Source organism: Vibrio lentus (assembly GCF_030409755.1).
GTDB lineage: Bacteria > Pseudomonadota > Gammaproteobacteria > Enterobacterales > Vibrionaceae > Vibrio > Vibrio lentus.
On record NZ_JAUFQE010000001.1, the window covers coordinates 1,850,624 to 1,872,776 of the forward strand.

General features: G+C 44.2%; 21 protein-coding genes and 1 riboswitch. Of the genes, 16 read left to right on the forward strand and 5 right to left on the reverse strand.

Translation table 11 applies throughout. The features are described 5' to 3' along the window. Positions 1 to 10 precede the first annotated feature (10 nt). Positions 11 to 319 carry a DUF1289 domain-containing protein gene (locus QWZ07_RS07890; RefSeq protein WP_192853017.1) on the reverse strand — a complete coding sequence of 103 codons (309 nt, stop codon included), beginning with the start codon at positions 317 to 319 and terminating at the stop codon, positions 11 to 13. A 159-nt stretch (positions 320 to 478) separates the two neighbouring features. On the opposite strand from QWZ07_RS07890, the gene yegD reads away from it, so the two are divergent. From yegD to QWZ07_RS07910, 4 genes are all read left to right on the forward strand, one after another. Continuing rightward, positions 479 to 1,831: a molecular chaperone gene (gene yegD / locus QWZ07_RS07895; protein ID WP_192853018.1), complete on the forward strand. Its 1,353-nt coding sequence runs from the start codon at positions 479 to 481 to the stop codon at positions 1,829 to 1,831. A 507-nt stretch (positions 1,832 to 2,338) separates the two neighbouring features. Further along, positions 2,339 to 3,460, forward strand: a complete 1,122-nt coding sequence (locus QWZ07_RS07900) for a porin (RefSeq protein ID WP_102312838.1) — start codon at positions 2,339 to 2,341, stop codon at positions 3,458 to 3,460. A 379-nt stretch (positions 3,461 to 3,839) separates the two neighbouring features. Beyond that, a complete protein-coding gene (locus QWZ07_RS07905; RefSeq protein ID WP_102312839.1) occupies positions 3,840 to 4,472 on the forward strand; it encodes a fumarylacetoacetate hydrolase family protein in 633 nt (210 codons plus the stop codon). 150 nt (positions 4,473 to 4,622) lie between these two features. Then, a complete protein-coding gene (locus tag QWZ07_RS07910) occupies positions 4,623 to 5,252 on the forward strand; it encodes a LysE family translocator (protein WP_017105314.1) in 630 nt (209 codons plus the stop codon). Between the two features lie 120 nt (positions 5,253 to 5,372). Here QWZ07_RS07910 and QWZ07_RS07915 read toward each other — a convergent pair whose 3' ends face one another. Continuing rightward, positions 5,373 to 7,097, reverse strand: a complete 1,725-nt coding sequence (locus tag QWZ07_RS07915) for a phospho-sugar mutase (protein ID WP_192853019.1) — start codon at positions 7,095 to 7,097, stop codon at positions 5,373 to 5,375. A gap of 462 nt (positions 7,098 to 7,559) precedes the next feature. Between QWZ07_RS07915 and coxB the strand changes: the two genes are divergently transcribed. Genes coxB through QWZ07_RS07935 form a run of 4 tightly spaced genes read left to right on the forward strand, consistent with a single transcriptional unit; the run spans position 7,560 to position 11,975 of the window. Next, positions 7,560 to 8,762, forward strand: a complete 1,203-nt coding sequence (gene coxB / locus QWZ07_RS07920) for a cytochrome c oxidase subunit II (RefSeq protein WP_192853020.1) — start codon at positions 7,560 to 7,562, stop codon at positions 8,760 to 8,762. Continuing rightward, positions 8,759 to 10,420: a cytochrome c oxidase subunit I gene (gene ctaD, locus QWZ07_RS07925; protein WP_017105311.1), complete on the forward strand. Its 1,662-nt coding sequence runs from the start codon at positions 8,759 to 8,761 to the stop codon at positions 10,418 to 10,420. Before coxB ends, ctaD begins: the two co-directional genes overlap by 4 nt. An 11-nt stretch (positions 10,421 to 10,431) precedes the next feature. Then, positions 10,432 to 11,052, forward strand: a complete 621-nt coding sequence (locus QWZ07_RS07930) for a cytochrome c oxidase assembly protein (RefSeq protein WP_192853021.1) — start codon at positions 10,432 to 10,434, stop codon at positions 11,050 to 11,052. 38 nt (positions 11,053 to 11,090) lie between these two features. Next, positions 11,091 to 11,975 carry a cytochrome c oxidase subunit 3 gene (locus tag QWZ07_RS07935; protein ID WP_192853022.1) on the forward strand — a complete coding sequence of 295 codons (885 nt, stop codon included), beginning with the start codon at positions 11,091 to 11,093 and terminating at the stop codon, positions 11,973 to 11,975. Between the two features lie 39 nt (positions 11,976 to 12,014). Here QWZ07_RS07935 and QWZ07_RS07940 read toward each other — a convergent pair whose 3' ends face one another. Beyond that, positions 12,015 to 12,245, reverse strand: a complete 231-nt coding sequence (locus QWZ07_RS07940; RefSeq protein WP_032500197.1) for a DUF2909 family protein — start codon at positions 12,243 to 12,245, stop codon at positions 12,015 to 12,017. Between QWZ07_RS07940 and QWZ07_RS07945 the strand changes: the two genes are divergently transcribed. From QWZ07_RS07945 to cyoE, 4 genes are all read left to right on the forward strand, one after another. Next, complete coding sequence (locus QWZ07_RS07945; protein ID WP_225998435.1) at positions 12,184 to 13,053, forward strand: SURF1 family protein; 870 nt, start codon at positions 12,184 to 12,186, stop codon at positions 13,051 to 13,053. The genes QWZ07_RS07940 and QWZ07_RS07945 overlap by 62 nt on opposite strands. A 1-nt stretch (position 13,054) precedes the next feature. Then, on the forward strand, positions 13,055 to 13,654 hold the full coding sequence (locus tag QWZ07_RS07950; RefSeq protein ID WP_192853024.1) for a redox-active disulfide-containing membrane protein: 600 nt from the start codon (positions 13,055 to 13,057) through the stop codon (positions 13,652 to 13,654). Positions 13,655 to 13,768: 114 nt separating this feature from the next. Next, positions 13,769 to 14,824, forward strand: coding sequence for a COX15/CtaA family protein (locus QWZ07_RS07955; RefSeq protein WP_192853025.1), 1,056 nt, complete (start codon positions 13,769 to 13,771; stop codon positions 14,822 to 14,824). Continuing rightward, complete coding sequence (cyoE, locus tag QWZ07_RS07960; protein WP_192853026.1) at positions 14,814 to 15,806, forward strand: heme o synthase; 993 nt, start codon at positions 14,814 to 14,816, stop codon at positions 15,804 to 15,806. The genes QWZ07_RS07955 and cyoE overlap by 11 nt, the downstream gene beginning before the upstream one ends. Before the next feature lie 131 nt (positions 15,807 to 15,937). On the opposite strand, the gene gbpA is transcribed toward cyoE, so the two are convergent. Further along, positions 15,938 to 17,404 carry an N-acetylglucosamine-binding protein GbpA gene (gbpA, locus tag QWZ07_RS07965; protein WP_102298940.1) on the reverse strand — a complete coding sequence of 489 codons (1,467 nt, stop codon included), beginning with the start codon at positions 17,402 to 17,404 and terminating at the stop codon, positions 15,938 to 15,940. Positions 17,405 to 17,476: 72 nt separating this feature from the next. Beyond that, a riboswitch (cyclic di-GMP riboswitch) is annotated at positions 17,477 to 17,566 on the reverse strand. A gap of 322 nt (positions 17,567 to 17,888) precedes the next feature. Here gbpA and QWZ07_RS07970 point away from each other — a divergent pair. From QWZ07_RS07970 to aroG, 4 genes are all read left to right on the forward strand, one after another. Then, on the forward strand, positions 17,889 to 18,242 hold the full coding sequence (locus QWZ07_RS07970) for a hypothetical protein (protein WP_017106235.1): 354 nt from the start codon (positions 17,889 to 17,891) through the stop codon (positions 18,240 to 18,242). Between the two features lie 99 nt (positions 18,243 to 18,341). Then, complete coding sequence (locus tag QWZ07_RS07975) at positions 18,342 to 19,013, forward strand: DUF3313 domain-containing protein (protein WP_192853027.1); 672 nt, start codon at positions 18,342 to 18,344, stop codon at positions 19,011 to 19,013. Positions 19,014 to 19,025: 12 nt separating this feature from the next. Then, a complete protein-coding gene (locus QWZ07_RS07980; RefSeq protein WP_017106234.1) occupies positions 19,026 to 19,241 on the forward strand; it encodes a DUF3820 family protein in 216 nt (71 codons plus the stop codon). A 313-nt stretch (positions 19,242 to 19,554) separates the two neighbouring features. Next, the gene (gene aroG, locus QWZ07_RS07985) at positions 19,555 to 20,607 is read left to right on the forward strand and encodes a 3-deoxy-7-phosphoheptulonate synthase AroG (RefSeq protein WP_017106233.1); all 1,053 of its coding nucleotides are present in this window, start codon (positions 19,555 to 19,557) and stop codon (positions 20,605 to 20,607) included. Between the two features lie 110 nt (positions 20,608 to 20,717). On the opposite strand, the gene QWZ07_RS07990 is transcribed toward aroG, so the two are convergent. Beyond that, entirely contained in the window at positions 20,718 to 22,142 is a 1,425-nt protein-coding gene (locus QWZ07_RS07990) for a phosphohexomutase domain-containing protein (protein ID WP_192853028.1), read from the reverse strand. Between the last annotated feature and the right edge of the window lie 11 nt (positions 22,143 to 22,153).

Sequence of the window (22,153 nt, forward strand, 5' to 3'; positions counted from 1 at the left end):
GGTTTACTCATTACTGAATAGGTAATGCAGACAAGCACTTGCGACACATGCAAACCCCGCCTTTATGGATGCTACTAGTATCACGTTTTTCTAGCTCAAAGCACCAACAGGTTTCTTTACCCGCGCTGATATCACACTGAGCTGGTGCATTACATTGTGGACACTGGTGAGTTGAACTCGCACCGCTAAGGCTATCCATCACTGAACCTCTTTCGCTTTCAGATAAGCCTTTCCAACCTATAATTTCATCCATTGTTCTGTGGCAGCCGCTGCATATGCCACCATTATTTTTACAAGCCGCTAAGCAAGGTGTTTTCATCTATCTGACCCGTCATTCATTTGTGCTGAAATGTAGCACATTTGTTTCTTCTTGAAGAGCAGTTAGGCTAAGAAATTACTCAGTTAAATTTAGAAATGACCTCGTAATTTTTAGGCTTTTCATGTAGCATCTCGCCCCTTTTGTTGAGTGGGGGATATTATGTTTATTGGATTTGATTATGGAACAGCTAACTGTTCCGTTGCAGCTATGGTTAATGGAGAACCTAGCTTGTTACCGCTAGAAGGTAAGAGTCATTATATTCCCTCAACCGTGTTTGCACCGACTAGAGAAAGTGTTTCTGAGCATCTATTTCGCCACTTAAACATCAAGCCCAGCGATGCTATAGGTGAACAGGTGTTGCGTCGTGCGATTGCATTGAACCGTGAAGAGAGTATCGACTTGGTGCCGGAAGATATGGCATTTGGTCAGGCAGCGTTGAACCTCTATTTAGAAGACCCACGCGACGTTTATTACGTCAAGTCTCCGAAGTCTTTCCTTGGTGCTAGCGGCTTACATGATGTTCAGGTGAGCTTCTTCGAAGATTTAGTGTGTGCCATGATGGCGAATATTAAAAATCAAGCTGAGCTGACGACTCAAGAGCAAATCAAACAAGCCGTTATCGGCCGACCAATCAACTTCCACGGTCGTGGCGGGGAAGAAGCAAACAGACAAGCTGAACATATATTGTCTCGCGCAGCTAAGCGTGCGGGCTTTCAAGATATCGCGTTTCAGTTTGAACCCGTTGCGGCGGGACTTGATTATGAAAGTACACTGACTCAAGACCAAACCGTATTAGTTGTCGATATTGGTGGTGGTACGACGGATTGCTCATTACTTGAAATGGGACCGGCGTGGTCAGGTAAATCGGATCGAACTCAGAGTCTATTGGCACACAGTGGCCAGCGAGTTGGTGGTAACGACCTCGATATCTATCTTGCTTTCAAACAATTGATGTCACCTTTTGGCATCGGCAGTAAAGGGATTTCAGGTATCGATATGCCGTTGACCCAGTTCTGGAATCCGATCGCAATCAATAACGTTGAAGCTCAGAAGAACTTCTATTCTCGAGAAAACCTTGCAGCTTTGAAGCTACTTCGTAAGGAAGCGGCAGAGCCACAAAAATTGGATCGATTGATGAAGGTTTATCACGACACGTTAGGCTACAGCATTGTGCGCAGAGCGGAAGAAGCTAAGATTGCGTTGGCGGAATGCGCTCAGTATCGAGCTGCGATTAATGTCGCTTCTGAGTTAGTTGAAGTCGACATCTCAGTTGAGCAGATGGTGGATGCTATCGAAACTCCGAAATCAAAAATGATTGAGTTGGTGAAAGAAGCAATACAGCAAGGCCAGAAAAAACCAGACGTTATCTATATGACGGGTGGTTCTGCTCGTTCTCCAATACTGCGCGAAGCTGTAGAGCAAGCGGTGCCGAATGTTCCAATCGTAAGTGGAAACTATTTTGGTTCGGTAACGGCAGGTTTGGCGCGTTGGGCCGAGGTTTGTTTTAAATAAATCCGTTCAATAAAACAACAAGTTAAGTGATTTATTAGGGTAATTGGTCTTTGGCTGATTACCCTTTTTTGTATCCAGCATTTGTCTGGATACTTAAAGGTCTACTTTGCATTCGAAGTAGAGGGTTTATTTCACGCCTTTAAAGATTTCCAGTGGGTTCTGAATGTTACAGGATGTTTCATTTTCAACTGTGGTTTATTTGATGGTCTGATGAGTCTATTTTTAATTTGATTTTTAATGCTCTTATTGTGATTTTAAAAACAAAAAATCATTATATTAGATATAAATAAAACACAATAATTTAATGTCATTTTTGTTTTAAGTGGTTGTTTTGTTTTTTAATTTTGTTTTTTATAGCATTGTTTTTTTTTATTTTATATATTTTAATGCAACTTTTTCGACATTCATCGATTAGTGTTTTCCTACTTGTTAAATGCAGGTAACAACTTCTCCGTAAACACGAGGTTGTTAGTGAATAACTCACCCAGTTACATAATGGATATGACAATGAATAAGAAACTTTTAGCGCTAGCAATTTCTGGTGCAGTATTTGGTACACAGGCAGTTGCTGTAGAACTTTACAACGAAGACGGCACAACATTCTCAGTTGGCGGTCACGTTTCAGTAAACCTAAATGGTTCTGAGAACGGCGATACAGATGTAGGTGCTGACTCACCACGTATCAACTTTAACGCTACTCAAGAACTGAGTAACGGCTTTACTGCTGACGCTAAAGGCGAATGGGCACTTAACTACCTTGAAGGTGGTGAAGAGACGTTTACAACTCGTCTAGGTTACGTTGGTCTTACTCACGATGACTTTGGTCGCGCAGTAGTAGGTACTCAGTGGGCTCCTTACTACGACGTAGCGGGTGTTGCGGATATGCCAATCGCGTTCGCGAATGACTTTATCTACGACAACCACGGTGCTCTTGGTACTGGTCGTGCAGACAAAATGGTTTCTTACCGCAACGGTTTTGAATTAGGTGAAGCTGGTAAAGTTACTATAGGTCTAGGTTGGCAGGGTACTCAAACTGTTTCTGATATCTACTCAGTAACAGAATCAGATGCTACAGGCATTACTGATGAATCTTACACATACGGTTTAAACACTGAAGTTAAGGATCGTACTCAAGTAACCCTAGGTTACGAGATCATGGGTGCTAAACTTGGCTACGGCTACAACACTGGCGACATCAAGATGATGGGTGAGACGGAAACTGCATCATCTCACGTATTCTCTGCTGCATACGGCTCTTATGGTAAAGGTCTTTACCTAGCGGGTGTATACGCTTCTAACGAGTTCATGAACTCTACATCAGCATCTGAAACAGTAGGTACTGATAAAACTACAGTGACGGGCCTTCTAGCTGAAAGTGACGCATACGAGCTATTGGCTGCATACGCACTAGACAACAGCCTAAACTTCATCATCAACTACGAGATGGTTGAAGGTCGTGTAGTTACAGGCGAGTCAAAAGAAACAGCTCGTGAAGAGCTAGCTCTTCAAACTGAGTACAACTTCACTCCTAAGTTTGTTGGTTACGCTGGTTACCAGTTCGACCTAAACGACGACAACGGTCGTAATACTGATGACAAGTGGACTATCGGTGGTCGTTACTACCTATAAGTCGCAGACTGATTTAGCATAGTGTTTACTCCTTAAACTTACCTTTTAGGATACTGTCCTAGACACCATGCCAAGCCCTCTCTGATCTTTCGATTGGAGAGGGTATTTTTCGTTTTGTTCTACGTAAAATACAATCAATACAATAAATACAATAAATACAATCCTGTGATTAGAAATCTCAATTTATCGAGTTGTTCGAAACTAGTGGTTTTTCCCTTCAAGTGTTAGATGCTCATGGCATCGAAAACTGTCTAAAATTAGCCAAATCAACAAATTGAGCTCAAGATCAGAAATTTGAACTTCGCCACCATCTTGTCAAAGATTCTATCTTTATGATGCGTTAAACTCTGAACTCCTTAAAATAGTTCAGGGATAAACTATGAGCAGCGTTGTAGATCAAGAACAGTTGATGAACTCCAAACGAACGGCAGTACCAACAAAAGTAATATGTGTTGGGCGCAATTATGTGGATCATATTGAAGAACTCAACAATGCTATCCCTGACGCTATGGTTGTTTTCAACAAACCGAGTACGAGTGTCACCTCCTCTCTAAGTTCCTTCCAGCAAGAAGCTCTGCATTACGAAGCTGAAATCTGTTTCATTGTTGAAAACGGTGAATACTCCGCCGTAGGGTTAGGTTTAGACCTGACTAAGCGTGAACTGCAAAGTGCTTTGAAAGCCAAAGGTTTACCTTGGGAGAGAGCCAAAGCCTTCGACGGTTCGGCTGTTCTAAGTCGTTTTGTTCCCACCACTAACTTGGATCTCTCGGATTTAAATCTAGAGCTATTTATCAACTGTGTCCGTGTGCAAAAAGGGCATGTTGAACAAATGCTTTATGCTCCTCAAACTATCCTCGAAGAGTTATCTTCTTACACTACGCTGCTAGACGGTGATGTAGTGATGACGGGCACTCCTAAGGGCGTTGGGGAAGTTCATCGAGGTGATATATTTCTTGGTCGTCTAAAGTGCGGTGAAGTTACATTGATTGAAATTGAGTGGGTAGCGAGCTAATTAGCTCAACCTTCACAGTTAATAAATTGGCTTTGTTGCTGATTGGTGGTGTTTAATTCGAAATAATTCACTCATGACAACTGATTGCATCTGGAAGGGCGTTGGTAATTGATATAAAATCCGCCTCCGTTTTTATCAATACTGAAACCCATGATCGATTTAGCAATATTACCTGTCTACCTTACTGCCGTTGTTGCACTTCTTCTTTTACCTGGCCCAGATATGCTGCTTATTGCCAGCTCTAGCATGAGTTATGGCCGAAAAGTTGGTGTGTTTGCAAGTCTAGGCAATGCAACCTCAGGGATTATTCTGACGGTATTGGCAGCTATGGGAGTGTCAGCGTTGATCGCCATGAGCCCTATTGCCTTAAAAGCCTTGAACTTGTTGGGGGGTGCTTATCTGTTAAAGATGGGTTGGGATTGCCTGCGAACCGAACAGGGGAATGCGCCTGAGCTCAGTGATAACTCTGCTGCGAAAACCTACTACCAAAGAGCATTGATTAGTAACTTACTTAACCCTAAGGCTCTGATTTTCTTTGTGATGTTCTTACCTCAGTTTGTGTCTACCAATATTGAAGCCACTTCAGGTGAACAGATGTTGATGCTGGGCTTGCTGTTGAATGTGCTTGGTTTGACATTCAATTTCTTGTTGGTTGCTTTAGTAGGCACGGTTGGTAAATCTCTTGTGGAAAACGCAAAGTTTCGTACCTATCAACAAAAGGTGATGGGCGCTGTATTCATCGTTTTAGCTATTTGGATGCTGTCTTCTTTTATCGGCTAGCTGCATTGTAAATAAAACGAAAAATGGACGCTAATGAGCGTCCATTTTTGTTTTGATGGTTTGTCTGTTTAATCGGCGACTTTATCTCATCAGATATAAGCTTCACACTGAACTGTACACTTAAGCACTGAGTTCTTGCTGGTGTTGTTCAATCAAGTTATTTGTATACTCTTCTCCACGTTGACGAGCTTCATCGTACGTTTCTGAACCCTCAAACTTTGTCACCGTCTCATAATAGACTTTTACTTTTGGTTCTGTGCCAGAAGGCCGAACGATAATTCGAGAACCGTCCTCCAAGTGATAAATCAATACGTCACTTGTGGGTAAGTTAATGGTTTCAGTATCGCCACCAACAATGTATCGCAAAGAAGATTGCAGATCTTCAATTACCGAGACAGTTACGCCACCAATGGTTTTAGGTTGTGCCGATCTAAGTTTTGAACCTATCGACGGTGAATCCGGATCAAGAGCGATACTGCGTTGAGCATTGGTATGGACGCCATGTTCCAACGAAATTTGAGCCAGAAGATCCCAAACGGTTCGACCTTGAGACTTCAACTCTTCAACCAGTTGAGCAAATACTACCAGTGCAGAAAGTCCGTCTTTGTCGCGCACTTGAGTACCAATTGTGTAGCCCAGCGCTTCCTCATAGGCAAACAAGAATTCATTATCCTCATCTTCCAGTTGCATCCCGATATTCGCTAACCATTTAAAGCCGGTCAGTGTTTGGAAGTAGGTAGCCCCATGAGAGTTGGCGACTTTTTCGAGTAAGGTCGAAGAGACAATACTGTTGCCAACTAATTGGTTTTTTGTATGAGGCTTCGATAGTAAGTAATGAGCAAATAACACACCGACTTGATCGCCAGTAAGCATCTTGTATGAGGCTTCATCGGTTCTAACTGTATCATCGGTTCTAACCGCAACGGCAAATCGGTCTGCATCCGGATCGTTGGCGCAAGCGATGTCGGCATCGACACTTTTCGCTAAATTGACGACGAGATCCATCGCGCCTTTTTCTTCTGGGTTGGGGAAGTTAACCGTCGGGAAGTGACCATCGGGCTCTCTTTGTTCCGCCACACTGAATACTTTATGGAACCCACCATCGTGCAGAAGATCTTCTGCCATTTGTGCTCCGACACCATGCATTGCCGTGTAGGTCACGGTCGTATGCGCTGAATCGATGTCGTTACGTACATAATGGCTTTGATTTATCGCAGCGCGATAGGTTTGATAGTAACCCTCGGTTAACCAAACTAAGTTCCCTTGCTTTTCAGCGTCACTGAGGCTGATTAGTGGGATTGGTTTGGTTGACGCGACGTCAATCTCATCGGCGATGCCCGCATCGTGTGGTGGAATAATTTGAGCACCATTCTCCCAATACACCTTAAACCCATTATATTCAGGTGGGTTGTGGCTAGCTGTCACAACGACAGCGGCGGCTGCGTTGAAGTGTTCAATACCAAAGGCAATAATCGGTGTTGCCGCCACGTTCGCGGTCAAATAAACCTTAATTCCTAAAGCCGTCAGTACCGAAGCGGTATCAATGGCGAATTGTTTAGAATCTAGACGTCCGTCATACCCAACAACCACACCACGAATCGCCGCATTAGCGACATGTTCAATTAAATAATGACCAAGCCCTGTCGCCGTTTCTTGTATCACCAAACGGTTCATTCTATTTGGGCCGCATCCTACTTTGCCGCGCAGGCCTGCAGTACCGAATTCTAATCGTTGTGTAAAACGATCTTCGAGCTCGGCGTGCATTTTCTTATCGATGAGATGTTGAAGCTCTTCACGAGTTCTTGGATCTGGGTCTCTCGCTAACCAGTTCATAGCATCTTGCATAATCACTAAACCTTTTAATGTCGGGATGACTTACTGTTGCTTTAAATTAAATGATATTGATTATTATTTCTATTAAGGCAATCGTAAAACTCAATTTAAAATAAATTCCAACAGCAAGGGAAGAGGAAGGGCTTATGGGTCAAGCGACTTCAAATAATTGACTGTTTAGTAAGTAAACTTACCTTGAACAATTGGATATCACTAACTAGCCTTTTACATAAATATAACAAAAACTAACAATTTCGTCGTATTTGAATCTTTGGTTAAAACCTTGAACGTTTTTGAACCGTATAAGTTCGTATAGTTTTGTGATGTGAACTGACGAATTAAGGTTAAACGCTACGTGATGTGTAGCTTGGGATTCAGCCTTTGATGAGTAGTCGGATTAACAATGAGTGTCGTTAGGCAAACAACGACACATAGGTCGCAAGTATCCAATTAGGATGGATGAGGAGAGATCTTTTGAAGAGATTACTGGTCAGGCTAGCGTTGCTGTTGAATAGTTTTGTTGTAGCTTTTGTTTCCCCTCTCGTCAGCGCAAGTAGCGAATACAACATGACGCGTGGGGTGACAGATATTAGCGGTCAGGTGTATGAACTTCATATGTTGATCTTCTACATCTGTTGCGCGATAGCGTTCATTGTATTTGGCGTCATGTTCTATTCCATTCTTAGGCATCGAAAGTCGAAGGGCGCGGTTGCTGCCCATTTCCACGAAAGCACGAAAGTAGAAATCCTTTGGACCGTCATCCCCATCATTATTCTTATCGCTATGGCCATTCCGGCAACGAAAACCTTGATAGCGATGGAAGACACCTCTCAATCAGACCTAACAATCAAAATCACTGGCTCACAATGGAAATGGCATTACAGCTATTTTGGAGAAGATGTCGAGTTCTTTAGCTTACTTGCAACCAGCGATAAAGAGATTGAAGGCATAGAGACCAAAGGCGCTCATTATCTACTTGAAGTAGACAAGCCGTTGGTATTGCCGATTAATCGCAAAGTTCGCTTCTTGATGACATCAGACGATGTCATTCACTCGTGGTGGGTGCCAGCGTTTGCGGTTAAGAAAGATACGGTTCCCGGATTCATTAATGAGGCGTGGACCAGAGTAGATGAACCGGGTGTTTACAGAGGTCAGTGTGCGGAGTTGTGTGGTCGGGCGCACGGATTCATGCCGATTGTGGTACATGCAATGGAAGAGCAAGAATTCGATTCATGGTTAGCTGAGCAGAAAGAGTTGCAATTAACCGCACAGCAAGCGGCGAAAGATGCATTAGACGCGTCACTTTCTTTAGACCAGTTGAATGTATTAGGTGAAGACGTTTATAAAACTCGATGCGCGGTTTGTCACCAAGTGAATGGTGAAGGTATCCCAGGCGCATTTCCAGCCATCAAAGGAAGCCCTGTTGCGCTTGGTGATGTTGGTGTTCATATCGATACCATCGTCTATGGTCGCGGAGGCACGGCGATGCAAGCATTCGATAACCAGTTAACAGAGAAAGAAATTGCAGCGGTTGTAACGTACCAAAGAAACGCTTGGGGTAATGATACTGGTGACGTTGTTCAGGCTTCAGATATTAACGCTTACAAGGTTAAACAATCAGGCGGATCAGAAAGCTCAACGGATGAAGCACAAAGTGATGCTAAGGAGCAGTTATGAGTTCACCAATCGATAAACCTGTAAAATCGGCTCCCGCTGACGAGCAAACGTTGAGCCATGTAAGCGAAGGCGTTTTAGGTGACACTGATACCAACATCGATGATCATGACTCTCACGCGGCACCAAAAGGTTGGAGTCGCTGGCTGTACTCAACCAATCATAAAGATATAGGTACCCTTTACCTTTGGTTTAGTTTTGCGATGTTTTTAACGGGCGGCGCGATGGCGATGGTGATCCGCGCAGAGCTATTCCAACCGGGGTTGCAGCTCGTTGAACCAGACTTCTTTAATCAAATGACCACGGTACACGGCTTGATCATGGTATTTGGTGCCGTGATGCCTGCATTTACGGGTTTGGCTAACTGGATGATCCCGATGATGATTGGCGCGCCGGATATGGCGTTACCCCGTATGAATAACCTGAGTTTTTGGATCTTGCCTTTTGCATTTTTGATCTTGATTGGCTCTTTGTTTACGGAAGGAGGTGGGCCGAACTTTGGTTGGACATTCTACGCACCGCTTTCTACAACTTACGGCCCAGACAGTACCGCTCTATTTGTTTTCTCCGTTCATATTATGGGGATTAGCTCGATCATGGGGGCGATTAACGTGATCGTCACCATCGTGAACATGCGCGCGCCGGGAATGACTTGGTTCAAGCTTCCTATGTTCGTGTGGACTTGGTTGATTACGGCTTTCTTGCTTATCGCCGTCATGCCCGTGCTGGCGGGCGCGGTCACAATGGTATTAACCGATAAATACTTTGGAACAAGCTTCTTTGATGCTGCGGGTGGTGGGGATCCTGTGATGTTCCAGCACATATTCTGGTTCTTTGGACACCCCGAAGTGTACATCATGATTTTACCCTCGTTCGGTATCATCTCTGCGATCATTCCTGCATTCAGTGGCAAGCGTCTGTTTGGTTACCACTCGATGGTTTATGCCACTTGTAGTATCGCACTGTTGTCGTTCTTGGTTTGGGCGCACCACATGTTTACCACTGGGATGCCGGTATTTGCCGAACTGTTTTTCATGTATTGCACCATGCTGATTGCGGTGCCGACCGGTGTGAAAGTATTCAACTGGGTGGCTACGATGTGGCGAGGGGCTTTGACGTTTGAAACCCCAATGCTGTTTGCGATTGCCTTTATTGTTCTGTTTACAATTGGTGGGCTATCTGGATTGATGCTCGCTATCGTGCCTGCTGATTTCCAATATCACGATACTTACTTTGTGGTGGCTCACTTCCATTATGTTCTGGTGACGGGGGCTGTGTTCTCCATCATGGCCGCAGCTTATTATTGGCTGCCGAAATGGACTGGGCATATGTACGACCACAAACTCAGCTTGTGGCATTTCTGGACATCAGTCATATCGGTCAATGTACTTTTCTTCCCTATGCACTTTTTAGGTTTAGCGGGCATGCCTCGCCGAATCCCTGACTACGCGATTCAGTTTGCTGACGTTAACCAAGTCGTTTCGATTGGTGGCTTCGCCTTTGGTTTATCGCAATTGATTTTCCTATGGTTGGCTATCAAATGTGTCAGAGGCGGAGAGCCTGCTCCAAGCAAGCCATGGGACAGAGCGGAAGGCCTAGAGTGGACGGTTCCAAGCCCAGCTCCTCATCACACGTTTACTCATCCACCTAAAATTGATTAAGGGGAAGGAGTATGAGCGAGAACAAAAAACACCAACAAGACAGCGATAATCTGCCATTACCTAAACGCTCGACAAAGAAATTGACGTGCTACTTGGTGCTGAGTGTGATTGGCATGTTTGGCTTTGGTTTCGCTCTGGTTCCTCTGTATGACGTGATGTGCGAAGCCTTAGGGATCAACGGAAAAACCAATACGGTTTCAGCGGTTCAGCCCCAAGGAATGCAACCTGATTATTCTCGTACGGTTCGAGTAGAGTTCATGTCCCACATCAAGCCAGATATGCCTTGGCAGTTTGTGCCTGAAACTCGAGTGTTAGAGGTTCACCCTGGGGAAGTGGTTCAAACGAATTACATTGCGAAAAACTTATCGGGTCTTTCGTTAGTTGGGCAAGCGGTGCCATCGGTGTCTCCCGGAAATGGGGCGACATATTTTAATAAAATGGAGTGCTTCTGCTTTAACCAGCAGCCTCTGGACGGACACAAGAGCGCAGAGATGGGTTTGATCTTCTACATCGAACCTGAGATCCCTGAATCGATTCATACGCTTACTCTCTCTTACACCTTGTTTAATATCACGAGTGATGTTGGCCTGAACAAGAGTCAGCCTCAAGCTGAGACACTCGCAAGTAACTAGGGATTTACAGAACCAGTATCAACATAAGGAGTTGAGCGATGAGTTCTAAAAAGGAAGTTTATTTCGTTCCACATCAAAGTCATTGGCCTCTGGTCGGGGCTATTGCTCTGTTTCTTGTCGCGGTTGGCGCGGGCTTAACGGTGCAACACATGGAGACCGACTCTGCTGGTGGTGTGTTTGGGAAAGCGGTGCTGTTTGTTGGCTTTGGTGTGCTGCTGTATATGCTTGCTGGTTGGTTTAGTAACGTCATCACGGAATCGTTGAGTGGGCTCTATTCTGAGCAGATATCACGTTCCTTTAGACAGGGTATGAGTTGGTTTATTTTCTCTGAAATCATGTTCTTCGGCGCTTTCTTTGGTGCGCTTTTCTACGCTCGGATGATTTCTGTGCCATGGATTGGTGGGGCAGGAAACAACGAGATGACCCATGAGGTGTTGTGGCCGATGTTCCAATCTATTTGGCCTTTAACAACCACCCCTAATGGCGTCACGACCCAAGCCATGCCTTGGCAAGGTATCCCTCTCAAGAACACCATTATTCTGTTGTTTTCCTCTGTGACGCTGCACATGGCACATATCAGTCTTGAACAAAATAAACGCATGGCATTGATCGTATGGCTAGAAATCACGATTGTGCTGGCTGGGTTCTTCCTGTTCTTCCAAGTTGAAGAGTATGTTCATGCTTATCAAGAGATGGGGCTAACACTTCAATCCGGAATCTACGGCAACACTTTCTTCTTATTGACTGGATTCCATGGCTTGCATGTCTGTTTAGGTACGATCTTTTTGATTGTGTTACTGATGAGAGTTGCGAAAGACCATTTCACTCCGAAAGACCATTTTGCGTTCCAAGCGGGCAGTTGGTATTGGCACTTTGTTGATGTGGTTTGGTTAGGTCTGTTCGTGTTTGTGTACGTGCTTTAGTGACAACACGAATCTGATGATCACTGAGCGTAAGCTGAATTAATAAGGACGAGGGTTAGGAGTGATGACCCCAGAAGCCAAAGCAAGCAGAAGTAACAGCACCACTATGGCAGACAGCATTACCCGACGACCTAAGAAGTGACTCAGCTTTTTGCCGTTGTGTTTGCCTGATGCGATTTGGATTAGACCTTTCATCAAGTTGAAAGCGATGAAAAACAGCAAAGCGACCAATACAACTTTAAATAACAACACAAAGGTAGATGACGCCATAGTGATAACTCCAAACCGATTGATTGATGATGAACACAAGTTCCGCAGTAAAGGTTTTTGGGCAGCGGTTGTTTTAACTGTGGTTTCAGTCGGCATTTTAATCAAGTTAGGTTTGTGGCAGTTAGACCGAGGTAACGAGAAACTAAGCTATGAACAGCAATTGTTAGAAAGAGCTCAGCAATCGCCCAAGGATTTAGAGCTAGTGATCAGCGACTGGCAACGCGGCAATACTCAAACTCAAGTCGATTTAACCCGTCAGATTTGGAACGGACAAAAGGTCAACATCACTCTGGCAGCACAAAGCGGTTTGGTGCTCTTGTTAGATAATCAGATCAATCAAGGTGTCGTTGGTTATGTGATTTACATGCTGGGCAATATTCAGTCGCAAGGTGCAGATAAACGGATTTTGATCGATCTTGGGTTTGTTGCAGCGAGTAATGATAGAAGAGAGCTACCGAAGTTAGGCGACATTGTATTACCAACCACGATGTCTGGGCGTTTGTACACACGGTCGATTAACCCTCTGAGTCAAACATTGGGTCTAGAAGAAACGACACCGAAACGCATTCAGAATCTTAATATCGAAGAGCTATCTCAATACACTAAACAAGAAGTTATGACCTTTGTTTTTCAACCGCAGAACTTAGATTCATGGCCTTATGAGTTTCTATGGCGACCAACGGCAATGAAATCTGAAAAGCATTTTGGTTACTCAGTTCAATGGTTCGTAATGGCAGGGGTATTGCTGTTTTTGATGGTGTTAATTGGTTATCGGTATATGAAAGGGACACCCAAGGTAGGGGACTAACATGGATAAACCTCAAGCTTTAAGCAAAACAGAAGAAGAGACGCGGTTATTGCAGAAGCGTCGCTCGAAAGGTCGTTTGATGTTGATAGGGCTGATTCTGATTTTTGCTTTGCCTGCCATTATTGCTAAAACCGTGCTCGATCAGCATTGGTACACAGCAGGCGTTACCAATTCCGGAGAACTCGTTGAGCCAAGGGTGACCTTGGAAGATTTTGGTATCACGTTGCCTGTGGCTGAAGAAGGTTGGTTGGTCGGATATATCTCCCCGACTGAATGCGAAAGCCTATGTGAGCAACAATTACACTACCTTAATCAGAGTTACTTGGCTTTAGGTAAGAACAAAGAGCGAGTCACGGCGGTGGTGTTTGTGGCTGAGGGCGTTTCTTTGAAGGGAACCATTAACAAGCCTGATTTAGAGTTTCTTGCTGGTGGAGACCAACTGAGAGCTGAATTTGCTCCTGCATCGATTGTGATTATTGACCCTCTGGGCCAGCTTGTTATGGAGTATAAGAGCGTTTCTGAACCGTCTCAATTAGTTAGCCAATCTAAAGGGATGATCCACGACCTAAGGAAGTTACTCAAATTATCACGTGTGGGTTAACCAGTGGTAATACCTAGTAAATAGACAAATAGACAAATAGACAGATAGACAGATGTTGGGATTAGTGAAGAAGTGATGATGCGTTGTCAGCGATTCGATATAGGGAGATAAGCGATGCAAAATGGAGCGCCCAAATTACTCATGGTAATCATGAGGCTGACTATTTTACTGACACTCACCGTTATTGTGCTCGGTGCTTATACTCGTTTGTCGGATGCTGGTCTTGGCTGCCCTGATTGGCCAGGATGTTATGGTAATCTGGCCGTGCCATCCAATGCCACAGCAATCAGTGAAGCTAATCTACAATTCCCAGAACGAGCTCTTGAAGCAGATAAAGCATGGATAGAGATGATACATCGCTACTTTGCTGGCTCACTTGGATTGCTTATCTTCGTGGTTGTTGCTTGGTGCATCAAAAAGAACATCACCTCTGTTGGACTTCCTTTGCTTATCTCCGCCACTGTGATTTTTCAGGCCCTGTTAGGTATGTGGACGGTTACTCTAAAGCTGATGCCTGTTGTGGTGATGGCTCACCTTATGGGCGGGTTCACGCTGCTGTCGCTGCTCTGTTTACTCTATTGTCGCCTGTCTAATGTCCAACATCACTTTAGTGAGTCTATTTCCCATTCTCCTCTTAAAGTCTGGGCATTGTTTGGGTTAATCGTTGTGGTTGGTCAGATATTACTAGGTGGATGGACATCGTCTAACTACGCCGCTCTGGTGTGTACCCAATTACCTATTTGTGAAGGTAATTGGATGAGCTATTTAGATTTCAAGAATGCCTTCGATTTTGCTCAACACGGCCATGATAACTATGAGTTTGGTGTGTTGGAATATCCCGCGCGATTAACTATACATGTTATGCACCGGTTCGGGGCTATCGCTGCCACACTTACGGTGTTGATGATTGTTTATCAGCTTTGGAAGCTTGAAAAAGGACCGCAAAGAAAGCTGGCTCTCACTTTGGCGATAGTGTTGTTTGCACAGGTCAGTTTGGGGATCAGCAATGTATGGTTTCACCTACCGATCTCGGTAGCCGTTTTGCATAATTTGGTGGCTGCTCTGTTACTTGTCACCATGGTTGTTACAAACTTTGTGGTTTGGCAACGTCAACCGAGTGAGTACTTGATGAAGAACGATGTATTACAAGGAGGTAATCATGGTCACTAGAACATCAACACAACATGGAGTGGTGGTTCAAGGCGCAGTTTTAAGTCAAGAGATCACTGCCAGTCAAGAGATAGCAAGCAACGGAGAAAGTGCTCCAAAAAATGAGCTGGCCTCGAAAAACAAAGCCACATGGAAGGTCTATTTAACGCTGACTAAACCCAAGGTAGTGGCTTTGATGTTACTGACGGCCTTAGTGGGTATGTGTTTAGCAGTGCCTAACGGATTACCTTTACAGCAAGCTCTGTTTGGAATGATCGGAATAGGGTTGATGGCGGGCTCGGCAGCGGCATTTAACCATTTGATCGACAAAAAGATCGATGGGCAAATGACTCGCACAAATCGACGACCTTTGCCGTCAGGAGAACTTAGCAGCGTACGGGTGTTTAGCTTTGCTGCTGGCATTGGTTTACTTGGCTTTGTCACGTTAGTGGTGTGGGTTAATCAACTCACTGCTTGGCTAACCTTTGCGAGCTTATTAGGGTATGCGGTGATTTATACCATGTACTTGAAGCGGGCTACGCCGCAAAACATCGTGATTGCAGGGATCGCAGGTGCAATGCCTCCGTTATTGGGCTGGACGGCGGTCACCAATGAGCTGCATTCAAACGCTTGGTTGTTGGTGATGATCATCTTTATCTGGACACCTCCGCACTTTTGGGCGTTGGCGATTCATCGTCGTGACGAATATGCCAAGGTGAACATTCCCATGTTGCCTGTGACGCATGGGATCGCCTACACCAAAACATCAATTCTGCTCTATACCTTGTTGCTTAGCATCATATGTATATTGCCGGTGTTGGTCGGTATGAGTAGCTGGATATATTTGAGCGCTTCTTTGGTGCTAAACGGCGGGTTTGTTTATCACGCTTGGGTACTTAAATATCGTGATGAGCCTAATATGGCGATGAAGACTTTTAAATTCTCCATTTATCATCTCATGATCTTGTTTGTCGCTTTGCTGGCGGACCACTATCTACTTTGATAACTGATGTTTCTATTTTAATAACTGGTGTTTCTACTTTTACTGAATAAGAAAACGGATGCTCTAGGCATCCGTTTTGTTTTGCTGATTACTAGCACGTACCTATTAGAAAGTAAGTGACTGGCTAGTCATTAGTCCACTTTGTTCCAAGCATCTTGCCAGTGTGAACCAACACCTGGTTCGTATTGAGTTGCTGTTGGAGTCCATTGAACACAGTAACCAGAGTATGGGAACTCTTTACACTGATAAACGCCACCATCGCTGCTTAGTACCTTAGTACCTGCTGTGTAAGACTCAATGCTCTCAGGAAATACGAAGTCGTAATCGCCAGCGGGTGGCGGTGTTTGCTCGTCCATTAGGTGGAAATCAAGCGTGTTCTGATCCACTAAGTTACCTTGGTCATCTTTAGTCACAACCACAAGCATATGGTGGCCAGCCTCCGATTTAGACAGAGTGAGTTGAACATCTTCAACTTGTCCGTCTGCCAGTTCTGATTTTTGAGAAGCAAGTGCTTCGCGGTGATGGTTGTACACCGTCAGTTCTGCTTGAATATCGCCAGTTGCTTCTAATGTTAGATCAAGCTGTGTTGGCTGGTTTTCATCAATAATGTACTCAGATTCTAGGCCTGTCACTGCTAGCTCATGCTCGGGCTCTGGAGTATCAATCTTGTAACCGATCTCGACGCTCTTAAAGCCTGAACCGGCTTTTAGGTAAACAGGGTTCGTGCCGTACACGGGTGCAAAATCGCCTTGGTCGTTCAGCTGACCTGCTTTGATTTGCGCTTGTTCTTTGTTGATCTTAGAGGCAAGCGCGTAAGACCAGTTATTTGCTTTGCCTTGCTCGTTGCTCTCAATGACGAGCTCTGTGCTGTATGAAGCGTTCTCACCCGATTGATCGAAGACACGAGTGTAAACAGCATCACCAATGTTTAGATCTTGAGTTGGGTTGATTTGACCGCCTTGATCCCAATCAGGAATGATAGGGCCGTCGCCATCAAATTTCACATCGATAACGTTGTAGAAAGCCATCGCAGTATCACCCACGTCCCATACCGCAAGGATCACTTGATAACCTTCGCGCTCTGGAACATTACACAAGTGGCTTACTTGCATAGGTGGTTGTTGCCCATTGCCTTCAACAACACAGAATGGTGTTAAGTCAAAAGAGCTGCGCGCCAAAGGCTGGTTTGGGTTCCAGTCTGGTTGAGTAATGTAGTATTTCCAGTCGTTAGTCACGTGGTTGGCAGTGAACGTCCACTCAAAATATTGAGAGCCCGACTTGATAGGACGTTTAACCCAGCGATCTGCAGTCTGCTCGTCTAGCGCTGCCGCTAAAGATGATTGCGCACTGGCGATTTTTCCATCGGCAGGGCCGACTTCAGGGAAGCCTTCAGGGCCTTCTACACTTTGTGGTTCATATTGGATACCGCCACAGTTCGTGTTTTTCTCTTGCGTATCACTCGCTGGGAATTTACATAGCGCGACACGGCTTTCTGCTACGCCATTATCGTATGCCGAAACATAACCGTGACCGAAGCTTGCACCGCTTACGCTAAGTAGCGATAGCGCGATGAGTGATTTTTTTGGGAGTTGTTTCATTATTTGTCCTTACTGTATTTGGCCGACAAAAAAGAGAACACTCCGGCATGCATTGACACTTAAATCCTATTAAGTGGCGGCCCCGCTATCATAGACAGAATATTTGTCGACAGACCGGTGGCTTTGCGTCCTATTCTTTCAAATAGTTTGCCAGAAGTGCGTTTAAGCAAGCGGAATGTAGCCAACCAGTTTTATAAATGCGAATCAATCGATTGAAATGTGGAATGCTAATCTCGAACTTTTAATTCTTAATACAAATTAACTTGCTATATGTTTAGTTCGTTAACGTATAAATTATTGATATAAATGAAGAAAGTATTTGCTCTAATCGTTTTTGTGAATGATTTTGGTGATTGCGTTCCGTTCTATAAGACAATTGCGCGCATATCAAAACCAAACCTTTGGTTTCCACTAACCAAACCCTGACACGCCATGTATGAAAAGCCGGACAATTGATTGGTATAAGTTATATAAAGGAAGCAGTATGGAATTCACAGAACAAGATAGAGATGCGCTGTATCAAACTTGGATGTCACAAAAATCGAGAATGCGAATTACGCAGATGGAGTTTTCAAAAAAGCTAGGAATGAACCAGCTTGATTTCTCTAGAGTGTTGAGAGGCGAGACGCCATTAACGATGTCTTTCATTAGCCACTTTTGTCGTTTACTTCATTTAGAACCTAGGAATGTGTTCCCTTCACTCAAAGAAGGCAACCAATCTGGGCCTAAAGTGGTGTATTTGAAAAGCCGAATGAGTGTGGATGGCGAGATCCAAAATGCTTACATTGAAGGTAATCAAGTGATTGTCGAGTATGCACACACTGTGCAACATGACTAATTTTAGAGATAGCTCTGAGTTTTAACCCCTTTTTCTACAATCTTTTCACATAGGGTATGGCATACTTGTTTAGATTCATAAATTTAACCGAAGTGCGCTATGACACCTTTAAAACTTCTCTTGCTTGTTGCAACCAGCATCTTTTTGTTTGGTTGTGCAGGCGGCCCAATTAAAACTGCAACCAAATTCACCAGCTATGAAGATTTTAGCGTCGGACCTGATGGAGGCGTCGATCTTGTATGGGTGAGGATAGGGTTACGTGATTCACAGCGCCTGAAAGCCAAACTCGATGAGTACGACTCAGTGGTGATCGACCAGATCTTTGTGCTTGCAGAAGAAGGTTCGCTCGATCAGGAAGAGATTCAAGAGCTGACTGATCACATGGTTGCACGCTTGGAAGAGAAAATATCGCCCCATAAAACGATTGTCGATGAGCCTACCGGGAATACGCTGCGCCTAAGCATTGCCTTGAGTAACGTTGAAACCCCCAACCCCATCTTAGCCGTGACCAGTAGTGTACTGCCGTTTGGTCTTGCGATGTCTACCATATCTAAGGTCACGACCGGAGAGCACACCAATGTGGGAAGCGCCAGTGTTGAGCTCTTGGTAAGTGATGCTCAAGAGGGCACACCATTGTTTGCAGCCATTGACCGTGAAGCAGGCAATAAAGATTTCTCGACAATGATTGATTCACTGGATGATGCCAAAGATGCAATCAACTATTGGGTTGAGCGTTTAGGTGATACTCTACAAAGAATAGAAAAAGCCTAGAAAGAGCCTGTAATGCTAGAGAAACAGAACCTGATTAAACTTGCTAGAATGCAAATGCCATTTGGTAAATACGCTGGTCGTATATTGATCGATCTGCCAGAGGAATACTTACTGTGGTTCGATAAAAAAGGCTTTCCCTCTGGTGAGTTAGGTGACTTACTCAAGCTGTGTTTGGCATTAAAAATTGAAGGGCTTGATAGCGTTGTCAAGCCATTGAAAAGAATGTAATTAGTTAGAAGCTCACGTTAATCACGTGAGCTTTTTTATTTTCAAGTTCTGCATAATTTTACATGTATGGTGAAGCTTGAACTATAACCGTTCTTAACCTGTCATAAATTACGCAATCGATAGTGTGTAAATAATGGTATACAGGGTGTTTTAAATATAAAACACAAAAAAAATTGCGTTTATTTTCAATTAGTGATTGAAACTAGAGTTTTTACTAGTTAAGTTACAGGGAACAAGAAGATTAGTGCTGATAGAAAGTTACGTGAGACAACGTACATTCAGCTCAAGGATAGAAAAAAGGAAGAAGTAAGCAATGTTCCAGACTGATGATGTAAGAATTAACAAAGTAAAAGAGTTATTACCACCTGTTGCTGTTTTAGAAAAGTTTCCAGCGACAGAAGTTGCTTCTTCTACAACCTTTGAAAGCCGCAAAGCGATCCACAATATTCTAGAAGAAAGCGACGACCGCTTGCTTGTTATTGTTGGCCCATGTTCTATTCATGACACAGAAGCTGCGCTTGAGTATGGTAAACGTTTGAAAGTGCTACGCGACGAACTAGGCGATAACCTAGAAATCGTAATGCGTGTTTACTTTGAAAAGCCACGTACAACTGTTGGTTGGAAAGGCCTAATCAATGACCCGTACATGAACGATACGTTCAAGCTAAATGATGGTCTTCGTCTTGGACGTAAGCTATTGCTTGACCTAACTGATATGGGAATGCCTACAGCAAGTGAATTCCTAGATATGATCACACCTCAATACGTAGCAGATCTAATCAGCTGGGGTGCAATCGGCGCGCGTACTACTGAATCTCAAGTTCACCGTGAATTGGCTTCTGGCTTATCTTGCCCAGTTGGTTTTAAGAATGGTACTGATGGCAACATCAAGATCGCAACAGACGCTATTCGTTCGGCAAGCGCTTCGCACCATTTCTTATCTGTAACTAAGTACGGACACTCAGCAATTATTGAAACAGTGGGTAACCCTGACTGTCATATCATTTTACGTGGCGGTAAAGAGCCAAACTACAGCGCTGAGCATGTAGGTAAAATCAAAGAAGAACTAGCAGCGTCAGGCCTTCCGCAAAAGGTAATGATTGATTTCAGCCACGCAAACAGCTCTAAGCAGTTTAAGCGTCAAATGAACGTATCTGATGACGTTAGTGCTCAAATCTCAGGCGGTGATAAAGCTATCTTTGGTGTGATGATTGAATCTCACCTTGTTGAAGGTCGCCAAGATCTTGTTGATGGTAAAGCTGCAACTTACGGCCAATCTGTTACTGATGCATGTATTGGTTGGGAAGATACTGAAACAGTACTTCGCCAGTTGGCAGACGCTGTTGAAGCTCGCCGCAACAAATAGACGAATTACAGTCAGCGACTAAGCGACTGAAAATTCAAAGCCCTTATTAGCCGTTGCTAGTAAGGGCTTTTTTGTGGTTCTTAGTTGTAAACGGAAAGTGCCTTGTACTCTTAAATGAGAAAAGACAGTAACTCGTCGACTTTGAGTGACAGCAAAGCTCTATCTTGCTTGGTTTCCACGTTGAGCCGTATCAACGGCTCTGTATTGGACTTTCTTAAGTTGAAGCGCCACGAGCCCATATTCATGCTGAGCCCGTCTGTGTGATCGATCTCAACGGCATAAACTTGATAGTGTGCCAACACATAAGCCATGACTTGTTCTGGGTCGGAAACTTTACGATTGATCTCTCCCGAAGAAGGGAATCTATCCATACTCGAACTGGTCAATTGATGAAGAGATTGCTGAGTCTCACAGATCAGTTCAATCACCAAGAGCCAAGGAATCATTCCTGAATCGCAATACCCAAAGTCACGGAAATAATGGTGCGCACTCATTTCACCACCATACACCGCGTTTAATTCTCGCATCTTCTCTTTGATGAGCGCATGCCCAGCTTTGACCGAAATAGCCTTCCCACCAAGCTTGTTGGCGACTTCAATCGTGTTCCATGTCATGCGCATATCGTGTAATACGGTTGCATTCGATTCTTTTAGTAAGAAGGCTTCAGCGAGCAACCCGACAATGTAATAACCCTCAATGTAATTGCCTTTTTCGTCAAAGAAAAAACAACGGTCGAAATCGCCATCCCACGCAATACCTAGATCGGCGGAGTGCTCTAAGACTGCATTTCGAGTTGCTACTTGGTTCTCTTTAATCAATGGGTTTGGGATGCCATTAGGAAATTTTCCGTCAGGGGCATGGTGTACCTTGATGAAGGTGACAGGAACATTGAGTTTGTTGAAACGCTCCTCTAAAGCATCGATAACATGTCCTGCAACACCGTTTCCAGCGTTAACTACCACCTTCATCGGTGATAGTTTGGATGGATTTATATAAGTGAGCAGGTGATCTACGTAAGGGGCGAGAATGCTGGTCGATCGGCTAGAGTTATTCGGTTGTACATGACCGATAGATAAATCGCTGTTCAGCTCTTGATGTAATACTTTAATACGTAGTTTGATTTCATCTAACCCACTGTTTTTACTTATCGGGCTAGCGTCCAAGCCGACCAACTTCATTCCGTTGTAATTGATTGGGTTATGGCTTGCCGTAATTTGGATTCCGCCAATGGCGTTAAGGTGGCGAGTTGCAAAGTAGACTTCTTCAGTCCCTGTCATTCCAAGGTCAACGACGGTTATTCCAGACTCGATTAAGCCTTTGGTCATGGCTTCTTGCAATGAAAGGGACGTTTCTCGGTTATCACGACCAATCACCACTTGAGCTAAGCCATCGAATGAAGTTTCAGGTGTCGTGGATAGGACGTACTCGCCAAATGCCTTGCCGAGCAGGTAGGCAAAGTGCCCATTGATTTGGTCACCAATGATGCCGCGAATATCGTTGTTCTTAAAGCAGCTAAGGTCTAATGTTGGTTTCACTTGATTGTCGC